Genomic DNA, 9,785 nt, shown 5'->3' on the forward strand with positions numbered 1-9,785 from the left:
CGGCGGAGCGCTCGGCCGCCGTCGGCCCGCGCAGCGTCTCCCGCGCGAGCCGGGCCCCGGCCGCGGCGAGGACGGCCAGGCACACGACGGCCGCCGCCAGCAGCATGCGCCGGGATCCGCGCCCGGCCGTCGTGATCTCGGCACGGGCCACGAGCGGAGCGTAGCCGATCGGACGATCATGAAACGCCGCACCACGACACCGGTCCCGCGCGAGCCCGCACCGAGCCTGAGCTGGGCACGCTCCGCGCTGGCGCCGGGACGAGGGGTCAGGAACCGGGCGGGGCGCCCCAGGCCGGAGGCACGGCCCGCGGGGGCGGCGCCTCGGCGGACGGCGTCTCCGGGTGCGGATGGCGGCGGGCGAGCGTCATGGCGATCGCGACGGCCGCGATCGCACCGCCGACGCCGCCCAGGATCACCACCCCGACCACGACCTTCGCCCAGGTCGGACGCGGGATCACCGTCACCGGCCCCGGCTCGCCGCCCGCGCCGAACCGGCTCCCGCCCGGCCGGCCCGCCGCGTCCTTGGGGATCGCGGCGAGCCGGTCGGCGGCGGCCAGCGCCTTCGCCGCGTTCACCTCGCCGTGCCCCAGGGACGCGTCGTACGACGCCCCCGAGGACGGCGTGCTCGCGACGAGCGCCTGCGCGACCAGCGCCGGGGCGAGCTTGGGATGCTTGGACCGGATCAGCGCCGCGACACCGGAGACCAGCGCGGTCGAGGCGCTGGTGCCGTCGATGAGGTAGTAGGCCCCGTGCTCGGGGCCGATGCCCGGCAGGCTCACGCCGGGCGCGGCGACGAGCACCGAGAAGTTCCGGTTGGAGAAGCCCGCGCGGACGTGCTTCTGGGTCGTCGCGGCGACGGCGATCACGCCCGGATAGGACGCCGGGTACGAGTAGGGCGCGTAGCCCTTGCCGTCGAAGCCGCTGCGCTTGTCGCCGTCGTTGCCGACGGCCGCGACCACGACGACGCCCTTGGAGACGGCGTAGCCGATGGCGTCGCGCTCGTCGGGCTTCTCATCGACGCGTCCGAGGGACAGGTTGATCACGTCCGCGCCGTGGTCCACGACGTAGCGGATCCCGCGCGCGGTCGCGCCCTCGCCCTTGTCGGTCGTCTTGTAGGTCCGGTAGGACGGGTCCTCCGGCTCGGCGATGGACCGCACCGCGATGATCCTGGACTGCGGCGCGACGCCGATCACGCCGCTCCCGCCCCCCGGCCCGCGGCCCCTCCCGGCGATGAGCATCGCCATGCTGGTGCCGTGCAGCCGCGCGGGCCTGGTCGAGCCGTCCACGTCGGCGAGCATGTCCGGCCCGGCGGTGACCTGCCCCTTGAGCTCCGGCTGCCCGGTCTGGACGCCCGAGTCGACGACCCCGACGGTCACGCCCGCCCCCTTGGTGACCTTCCACGCGGACGGCACGTCCATCGTGCCGAGGGACGGATCCTGGGCGTCCCGGACGGGATCGGCCCGCGCGACGCCCACCCCGGCGAACGGCCAGGCCAGCGCGAGCGCCACCGCGACCGTCCCGGCGCGCCTCACCGAACGACTCACGATCAGCACTTCCATTCGCCGCGGGAGCAGTCGGGCAGGGCCTGGGTTCCGAGGGTGTGCGCGATCTGCCGGGCGAGCTGCGGGGCGACCGCGAACGGGAGGTTCGGGCGGCGCTCGGCGACCGACGCGGCGGGCCGTCCGTCGGTCTCGCCGGACGAGGTCAGCACCAGGTAGGGGCCGCCGCGGTCGGCCGTCGAGTCCTGCCGGGCGGCGTCGGTGAACCGCGCCGCCGCCGTCCCGGGGAACGCGATGGCACGGACGCCGTTCCTCACCGGCGTCCCCTCCTGGTCGGGCGGGACCTCGCGCAGGACGCGGTCGGCGGTCGTCGCGTCCGCGAAGACCGCGACGCCGATGGTCGTCGCGACGCCCTGGATCTGGTCGACGTAGGTCGCGCGGAGCACGGCGCGGCAGCCGTTCCGGGTCAGGACGGCCGCGACGGGCGGGTCCACGGAGACCGAGCAGTCGGCCTCGGCCGCGATCCCGGCGCGTCCGGCGAACTCGGTCCGGCCGCGCCGCACCTCGTAGGAGATGCGCTCCGGGAAGATCCGCTCGGCGGGCCACGCCTCCCAGCGGCGCGCGACCTCGGCGCGCGCGGCGACCTGGATCTCGGCGTTGGTCGGGCCGCGGTGCAGGGACGTCCACGCCGACACCAGGGCGGCCCCGCCGACGAGGGCGTAGACGCAGCCGAGCGCGGCGGCGACGATCATCCACTGCCGCGCGCGCAGCCCGAGGACGACGGCCCGCGGTGGCCCGGGGGGCTCCGCCGGGGGGCCGTGGAACGGCGGAGGCTGCTGTTCTGGGGGCAGGAACGCCACAACGGGAAAGGCTAACCCGGCAAAGCACCGATCCGTCCCATCCCCCAGGGAACCCTCAGATGTCCACTCATGCTGTGCGGACCTCGTGTGAGGCGTCCCACCTGGGGACTCGTCCCCGGGAATGCCGCGGGGCATGGCAAGGTTGTCCGTGAAAGGACGACGGCGTCCGCCCCCGTAAACCGCACCGCGTCAGCACAGGAGCACCCACCGTGTCGTTGCCACCGCTGGTCGAGCCCGCACCGGAGCTCACCCGTGACGAGGTCAACCGCTACTCGCGGCACCTGATCATCCCCGATGTCGGGATGGCCGGGCAGAAGCGCCTGAAGAACGCCCGCGTGCTCTGCGTCGGCGCCGGCGGCCTCGGCTCGCCCGCCCTGATGTACCTGGCCGCGGCCGGGGTCGGCACCCTCGGCGTCATCGACTTCGACGTCGTGGACGAGTCGAACCTGCAGCGCCAGGTCATCCACCGGCAGTCCACCCTCGGCCTGCCGAAGGCCGAGTCGGCCGCCGCGACCGTCCGCGAGATCAACCCCCTGATCGACGTGGTCGTGCACAACCTCGCGCTCGACCGCGACAACATCCTCGACATCTTCGGTCAGTACGACCTGATCGTGGACGGCACCGACAACTTCGCCACCCGCTACATGGTGAACGACGCGGCCGTCCTGCTCGGCAAGCCGTACGTCTGGGGCTCGATCTACCGGTTCGACGGCCAGTCGTCGGTGTTCTGGGCCGAGCACGGCCCCTGCTACCGCTGCCTCTACCCCGAGCCCCCGCCGCCCGGCATGGTCCCGTCCTGCGCCGAGGGCGGCGTCCTCGGCGTGCTGTGCGCGTCCATCGGCTCGATCCAGGTGAACGAGGCGATCAAGCTGCTGACCGGCATCGGCGAGCCGCTGGTCGGACGGCTGATGATCTACGACGCCCTGGAGATGAGCTACCGGACGGTCAAGGTCCGCAAGGACCCCGACTGCCCGCTCTGCGGCGAGAACCCCACCATCACCGAGCTGATGGAGGACTACGAGGCGTTCTGCGGCGCGGTCTCCGAGGAGGCCACCCTCGCCGCCAAGGACTCCACCATCTCCGTCCACGACCTCAAGGCCATGCAGGACCGGGGCGAGGACATCTTCCTCGTGGACGTCCGCGAGCCGAACGAGTACGAGATCGTCTCGATCCCCGGCGCGACGCTGATCCCGAAGGGCGAGTTCCTCAACGGGTCCGCGCTGGAGAAGCTGCCGCAGGACAAGCAGATCGTCCTGCACTGCAAGTCCGGCGTGCGGTCGGCCGAGGCGCTGGCCGTGGTGAAGAACGCGGGCTTCGGCGACGCCGTCCACGTCGGCGGCGGCATCGTGGCGTGGGTCAACCAGATCGACCCGAGCCTGCCGTCCTACTGACGCCGTCCTGCTGAGGCGCTGACCGGTTCCGGCCACCAGGCCCCTGGGGTTCGCCCCAGGGGCCTTGCCGTCGTCGTACAGGTCGCGCGTTCCCGGCGCCCTCCGTGACGGCGGGACGGTTCGGACGGGCGGGCTCGGACGGGGCGGGTTCGGACCGGGGCGGGTTCGGACAGGGCGGGTTCGGACAGGGGCGGGTTCGGACCGGACCGCATCGCCGCCAAGGCCCGCGCCCCCCGCGTGACCTGCGAGGTTTCGGGCGACCGGCGGGAGGGCAGAGGCGTTCCGTCAGGTTCTTCGACCCGATCCGCTTGTGATCTGGGTCACCGCTGGTCAGACTGAACGCGTTTCCGGTCCCGCCGCCCACACGAGCGGACGCCGCCAACGCCGCGACCCGCCGCGCCGGACGGGCCGCGCACATCGCGCCGTGACCGGCGACCACATTCCTCGCGCCCCGCACGCCGGTTCCCGCTCCCGCGGGGACCGGCGTCCTGGCCGTGGCCGCCCGCCGCGTCCCGCACGCACTTGGAGGAACGATGTCCACTCGGATCGTCACTGATGCCGAACGGGCGCTCGGCCACCTGGAGCACCTCGTCGACCGGCTGCGCTCCAGCGGCTGGCTCGTGGAGGTCGCCGCCCCGGGGGACCGGTGGCCGACGGCCCTGGTGAGCAACATGGAACTGCCCGGACTGAACGAGAGCGTGATCGCCGCGCCGGACCACTCCGGCGGCGACTGGTTCTACTACTTCGGCTGGGGCGAGCGGATCTCGCCGTGCGCCGAACCCGACCGCGCCCTCGCCACGCTGGCCCGCGTCCTCGCCGTCCACACCGATCTCTGAACACGGTCTCCGAAACACCGGTCGCTGAACACCGGCCGGCCGTCCCCGGCGCCGGTCCCGGGGATGGACGGACCGCGTGACCAGGCTGAATACCATGAGGTCATGGCTTGGACGCGTTACGTCGCGATCGGCGACTCCTTCAGTGAGGGCATCGGAGACGACCACCCGGACGGCCGCCCGCGCGGCTGGGCCGACCGGGTCGCCGAGGACCTCGCGCGGCGCGAGGACGGCTTCACCTACGCCAACCTCGCCGTCCGGGGGAAGCTCCTCGGGCAGATCATCGAGACGCAGGTGCCCGCCGCGCTGGAGCTCGGCCCCGACCTGGTGACCGTGTCCGGCGGCGGCAACGACCTGCTCCGCCCCGGGACGGACGTGGCCGACCTGGCCGCCTCCATGGACGCCGCCGTCGCGCGCCTGCGGGCGTCCGGCGCGGACGTCGTCCTGTTCACCGGCGTCGACCCGGCCGACTCGGCCGTCATCCGCCTGACCCGCGACCGGGTGGCCCGCTACAACGACCACCTCCGCGACATCGCCGCCCGGCACGGCGCGCACGTCGTGGACCAGTGGTCCATGGACGTCCTGGGCGACTGGCGCATGTGGGGCGTCGACCGCCTGCACATGTCGCCGGAGGGCCACCGGCGCCTCGCGCTGGCCGTCCTCGAGGCGCTGGACGTCCCGGACGCCGGCGACTGGCGCGAGCCGCGCCTCGCCCCGCTGCCCGAGCTGAGCCGCGGCGCCCGGCTCCTCTTCGACGTCCGCTGGGCCCGCGCCCACCTGCTCCCGTGGGTCGGCCGCCGCCTCCGCGGCCACTCGTCCGGCGACGACGTGAAGCCCAAGCGCCCCACCCTGGAGCCCGTCGACCTCCAGCCCGACCCGCGCTGACGCGCCCCGCCGGGCGGGCCGCCGGGCGGGCCCGGCTAGGCCGAGCGGCGGGAGCGGGACTTGGGCGCGGCGCTCTTCTTGGCGCTCTTCGCCGCGCCCTTCGCCGCCCTCTTGGGCGTGCTCTCGGACGTGCTCTTGCGGGCCGTTCCCCCACCCGCGGACGTGCCGCCCTCCCCTGACGTCCCGCCGGACGAGGCGCGCTTCTTCGCCGGGGCCGCCTTCTTCGCGGCGGTCTTCTTCGCCGTGCTCCTCGACGTGCTCTTCGCCGGGGCCTTCTTCTTCGGCGCGGCCTCGGCGGAGCGGCCCTGCTTCGCGGCCTCCACGCTGGCGCGCAGGGCGCTGAGGAGGTCGGCGGCGGGGGCCCCGGCCGGCTCCTCGGCGGGCTGGACGACCTCACGCCCCTCGACCTTGGCCTCGATGACGGCCTCGAGGGCCTCGCGGTAGGCGTCCTTGTAGTCGGACGGGTCGAAGTCGCCGGACATGGTGTCGATGAGCGAGGTCGCCATCGTCAGCTCCTGGCTCCGGACGTCGATCTCCTCGTCCAGGAAGGGGAAGTCGGGCGTGCGGACCTCGTCCGGCCAGAGCATGGTCTCCAGGACGAACACGCCGTCCCGGACGCGCAGCGTCGCGAGCGACTCGCGCTGCCGCAGGGCGACCTTCACGACCGCGACCTTGCCGGACTCCTCCAGCGCGTCCCGCAGCAGGACGTACGGCTTGACGCCCTGGGTGTCCGGCTCGAGGTAGTAGGTCTTGTTGAAGTAGATCGGGTCGACCTCCTCGGCGTCCACGAACTGCAGGACGTCGACCCGGCGGCTGCTGGTCAGGGGCAGGTCGGCGAAGTCGTCGTCGGTGAGCACGACGATCTCCCCGGACGGCAGTTCGTAGCCCTTGGCGATGTCGCCGTACGCGACCTCCTCGCCGTCGATCGTGCAGACCCGCTTGTACCGGATGCGGCCGCCGTCCTCGCGGTGGACCTGGTGGAAGGACACGTCCCGCTGCTCGGTCGCCGAGTACAGCTTGACCGGGATCGTGACCAGGCCGAACGAGATCGCACCCTTCCAGATGGAGCGCATAAACGGTGCTTACCCTCCTGAGCCGCGCACAAGCGGGGGCCCCGTCGCCGGATGCCCGCTCCGGCGGCTCCGTCCGGGTGGCGCGCGCCCCGGGTGAGCGCCCCCTGGCACCGCCCGGGGTACCGAGGCGATGTCAGGGGGCGTGCCTCCTACCTACCCCGCGCTCTCCCGGCCACTCGGCGTCCCGGCCGCCCCAAGCCCGATCCACCTGCGACGACGCGAACACCATCCCGAATCCGCCCGGTCCGGACCGTGTCGACCCCCTCCGGTCGAGTGGTTCGAATTCGCCCAGAGGGGACGGGAGATCCTTTTCCTGGGCGCGGGCCGGGGGTAGGAACGGCTTTATGACCATGCCGTGGCCCGTGGAGCCGATGACGGCCGTCACCGGCGAGCTTCCCGACGACACCGCGCGCTGGGGCCTGGAGCTCAAGTGGGACGGCGTGCGCGTGCTGACCGGCGTGTCCGCGGACGGCGTCCGGGCGGTGTCCCGGCGCGGCGCCGACGTCCTGTCCCACTACCCCGAGCTGTCCGGGCTGGCCGACCTGCTCCCCCAGCACGACGTGGTCCTGGACGGCGAGGTCGTCGCGTTCGAGCAGGGCCGTCCGAGCTTCGGCCGGTTGCAGCGGCGGATGCACGTGGCGCACCCCGGCGCCCGGCTGATCCGCGAGGTGCCCGTCCGGTACGTCGTGTTCGACCTGCTCTTCCTGGACGGCCGGACGCTGTTCGACGCCCCCTACGCCGAGCGCCGCGCGCTGCTGGCCGACCTGGAACTGGCCGCGACCGGCCCGGTCGAGGCCCCGCCCTACCTGGACGGCTCGGACACCGCCCAGGTCACCGAGCTGCTCGACTTCACCCGCGAGCAGCGCCTCGAGGGCCTGATGGCCAAGCGGCTCGACTCGCCCTACCGGCCCGGACGCCGGGTCGACTTCTGGCGGAAGATCAAGAACTTCCACACGCAGGAGGTCGTGGTCTGCGGCTGGAAGCCGGGCCGCGGGCGGCGCGAGGGCGGCGTCGGCTCGCTGCTGCTCGGCGAGTACGACGCGAAGGGCCGCCTGTGCTTCGTCGGGCACGTCGGCACCGGGTTCACCGACCGGGCGCTGGACGAGCTGCACGAGCTGCTGTGGCCGCTGCGCCGCCCGTCCAGCCCGTACGACGACGAGGTGCCGCGCGACGTGGCCCGGGACGCGCAGTGGGTCGAGCCGCTGCTGGTCGGGGAGGTCGCCTACGCCGTCCGGACCCGGGACGACCGGCTGCGGTTCCCGTCCTGGCGGGGCCTGCGCGACGACAAGGACCCGCAGGAGGTGACCCGTGAGCCCTGAGCCGCCGCGCTCCGAACCACCGCGCTCCGAACCGCCGCGCTCCGAACCACGCAGGCAGACCGTCCAGGTGGACGGGCACGACCTGTCCCTGTCGAACCTGCGCAAGGAGCTGTACCCGGGCTTCGCCAAGGGCGAGGTGATCGACTACTACGTCCGGGTCGCGCCGGCGCTGCTGCCCCACCTGCGGGACCGTCCGGCCACCCGCAAGCGGTTCCCGGACGGCGTGGACGGCGGCTCGTTCTTCGAGAAGAACGCCCCCTCGCACACCCCGGCGTGGGTGCGGCGCGCGACCGTCCCGACGCCGGGCAGCTCACGCGGCCGCGACAGCCTCGACTTCGTCGTCGTCGACGACCTGGCGACGCTGGTGTGGTGCGCGAACCTGGCGGCGCTGGAGCTGCACGTCCCGCAGTGGAAGGTCGATCCGGACGGCACCCTGCACGCGCCCGACCTCATGGTCTTCGACCTCGACCCCGGCCCGCCCGCGACGATCATGGACGCGCGGAGGGTCGCCGTCCTGCTGCGGGACCTGCTGGCCGAGGACGGCCTGACCTGCCATCCGAAGACCAGCGGCAAGAAGGGCCTGCACCTGTACGTCCCGGTCGAGGAGACCGACCGGACGTCGGAGTACGCGAAGGCCGCCGCGCAGCGCCTCGCCGCCGACCACCCGGACCTGGTCGTCGCGAAGATGGGCCGCGACCTGCGCAAGGGGAGGATCTTCGTCGACTGGAGCCAGAACAGCCCGTCGAAGACGACCGTCGCGCCGTACTCGCTGCGCGCCGCGGCGCACCCGTCGGTGTCCGCGCCGGTCTCCTGGGACGAGCTGGAGGCCGCCCAAAGCGCCTCCGACCTGGTGTTCGGCCCCGACGACGTGCTGGCCCGCCTCGAACGGGACGGCGATCTCCTCGCTCCTCTCCTCGACAACGGCCGCTCGGACGGGCGCCGGCGCCTTCCCTGACCGGCCGGGGCGAAAATCGGACGCCGTATGTGTTCGAACCGGCACTCTCCGACGTCGAAGTCCGTCACCATGAGGGGCGGGGACCTGACGAGCGGTGCCGGAGGAGTTGTCGATGTCGCAGAACCACTTCGACGTGATCGTGCTGGGCGGGGGCACGGCGGGCGAGCGCGTCGCGGCCGACCTCGCCCTGGCCGGGCGGTTCGTCGCCCTCGTGGAGAACCGCCTGGTCGGCGGCGAGTCCCCGTACTTCGCGTGCGTCCCGTCCAAGTCGCTGCTGCTGTCGGCGCGGCGCGGCGAGACCTGGGAGCTGGCCGTCGCGCGCCGCGACGAGGTCACCGGCAACCTCGACGACGACCGGGCGGTCGCCCGGATGGCCGAGGCCGGGGTGACCGTGCTGCGCGGCTGGGGCCGGGTCGCCGGGCCCGGCGTCCTCGACGTGGACGGCGTCCCCCACCACTTCGCCGACCTGGTCGTCAGCACCGGCAGCGAACCGGCCGTCCCAGCCGTCGAGGGCCTGGCGGACGTCCCGGTCTGGACGAGCGACGAGGCCCTGACCGTCCCGGACCTGCCGCGCCGCCTGGTCGTCCTCGGCGGCGGGCCGGTCGGCTGCGAGATGGCCCAGGTGTACGCGGCGTTCGGGTCGGCGGTCACGGTGGTCGAGGCGTCCGGGCGGCTGCTGGCCGACGAGGCCCCGTTCGCCGGGGAGCTCCTCGCGGGCGCGCTCCGCCGGATGGGCGTCGACCTGCGCCTCGGCGCCGAGCCCGCGCGGGTCGAGCGCGGCCCCGGCGGACCGCGCCTGTGGCTGTCGGACGGCGGCGTCGTCGAGGCCGACCGGATCCTGGTCGCCGCCGGGCGCCGTCCGCGGGTCGAGGGGCTCGGCCTGGAGGCGCTCGGCGTGACCGTCCAGGGCGGGCGGCCCCTGGCGGTGGACGAGACGTGCCGCGTCCGGTTCGGCGGCGCCGGGGCCTCG

9 protein-coding genes are annotated in these 9,785 nt (G+C 73.9%); 6 read left to right on the forward strand and 3 right to left on the reverse strand.

Annotated elements, in window-relative coordinates; all coding sequences use genetic code 11:
* Positions 1 to 266 precede the first annotated feature (266 nt).
* Positions 267 to 1,544: a S8 family serine peptidase gene (locus EBO15_RS41430; RefSeq protein ID WP_233616830.1), complete on the reverse strand. Its 1,278-nt coding sequence runs from the start codon at positions 1,542 to 1,544 to the stop codon at positions 267 to 269.
* Between the two features lie 2 nt (positions 1,545 to 1,546).
* Entirely contained in the window at positions 1,547 to 2,359 is an 813-nt protein-coding gene (locus EBO15_RS41435) for a hypothetical protein (RefSeq protein WP_122199922.1), read from the reverse strand.
* 209 nt (positions 2,360 to 2,568) lie between these two features.
* Between EBO15_RS41435 and moeZ the strand changes: the two genes are divergently transcribed.
* The 3 genes from moeZ to EBO15_RS41450 all read left to right on the forward strand — a co-directional run bounded on the left by moeZ (position 2,569) and on the right by EBO15_RS41450 (position 5,468).
* The gene (moeZ, locus tag EBO15_RS41440; protein ID WP_122199923.1) at positions 2,569 to 3,750 is read left to right on the forward strand and encodes an adenylyltransferase/sulfurtransferase MoeZ; all 1,182 of its coding nucleotides are present in this window, start codon (positions 2,569 to 2,571) and stop codon (positions 3,748 to 3,750) included.
* 533 nt (positions 3,751 to 4,283) lie between these two features.
* On the forward strand, positions 4,284 to 4,586 hold the full coding sequence (locus EBO15_RS41445) for a hypothetical protein (RefSeq protein WP_122199924.1): 303 nt from the start codon (positions 4,284 to 4,286) through the stop codon (positions 4,584 to 4,586).
* A gap of 102 nt (positions 4,587 to 4,688) precedes the next feature.
* Positions 4,689 to 5,468: an SGNH/GDSL hydrolase family protein gene (locus EBO15_RS41450; RefSeq protein WP_122199925.1), complete on the forward strand. Its 780-nt coding sequence runs from the start codon at positions 4,689 to 4,691 to the stop codon at positions 5,466 to 5,468.
* Between the two features lie 35 nt (positions 5,469 to 5,503).
* Here EBO15_RS41450 and ku read toward each other — a convergent pair whose 3' ends face one another.
* Positions 5,504 to 6,541 (reverse strand): non-homologous end joining protein Ku, encoded by a 1,038-nt coding sequence (gene ku, locus EBO15_RS41455; protein ID WP_122199926.1) that lies wholly within the window; start codon positions 6,539 to 6,541, stop codon positions 5,504 to 5,506.
* A 344-nt stretch (positions 6,542 to 6,885) separates the two neighbouring features.
* On the opposite strand from ku, the gene ligD (EBO15_RS41460) reads away from it, so the two are divergent.
* From ligD (EBO15_RS41460) to EBO15_RS41470, 3 genes are all read left to right on the forward strand, one after another.
* Entirely contained in the window at positions 6,886 to 7,860 is a 975-nt protein-coding gene (gene ligD / locus EBO15_RS41460) for a non-homologous end-joining DNA ligase (RefSeq protein WP_122199927.1), read from the forward strand.
* Complete coding sequence (ligD, locus tag EBO15_RS41465; RefSeq protein WP_122199928.1) at positions 7,850 to 8,815, forward strand: non-homologous end-joining DNA ligase; 966 nt, start codon at positions 7,850 to 7,852, stop codon at positions 8,813 to 8,815. The genes ligD (EBO15_RS41460) and ligD (EBO15_RS41465) overlap by 11 nt, the downstream gene beginning before the upstream one ends.
* A 112-nt stretch (positions 8,816 to 8,927) precedes the next feature.
* Positions 8,928 to 9,785, forward strand: an 858-nt coding sequence (locus EBO15_RS41470) for an FAD-dependent oxidoreductase (protein ID WP_233616831.1), incomplete at its 3' end; no start/stop codon positions are given.

Source organism: Actinomadura harenae (genome assembly GCF_003696215.1).
Taxonomy (GTDB): domain Bacteria; phylum Actinomycetota; class Actinomycetes; order Streptosporangiales; family Streptosporangiaceae; genus Spirillospora; species Spirillospora harenae.